We start from the raw sequence: 378 nt of genomic DNA on the forward strand, positions 1-378 counted from the left end.
GAGGTGGTGATGTTGCCACTTGGAACTTTTCAGTTTGAAGAAGTAGAGGCGATTTCTGAAAGCCAGACAGATAAGGCTATTTTTGTGGATGCCAACCGGCTAAACTTCCCTCTGGTTGTAAGGAAATGGGAGAGGGGCGACTACTTTTATCCCTTCGGGATGCAAGGCAAAAAGAAGCTGAGCAAATTTTTTAAGGATGAGAAATTATCCTTGCCGCAAAAGGAGAATTGCTGGCTGTTGTGTTCGGGTGAAGAGATTATGTGGGTGATGGGGAGAAGACTGGACTCCAGGTTTGCAGTTGACAATGACACCAATAAGATTTTAAGAATAAGTTTCGAACCATGAGGATTTTTACATTTTTCACCCTGTTTTCACTTT

1 protein-coding gene is annotated in these 378 nt (G+C 42.6%); it reads left to right on the forward strand.

The features are described 5' to 3' along the window. On the forward strand, positions 1-345 hold a 345-nt coding region (gene tilS, locus HC175_RS20380; RefSeq protein ID WP_168139863.1), incomplete at its 5' end, for a tRNA lysidine(34) synthetase TilS. Between the last annotated feature and the right edge of the window lie 33 nt (positions 346-378).

The sequence above is a fragment of the Salinimicrobium oceani genome (assembly GCF_012037645.1).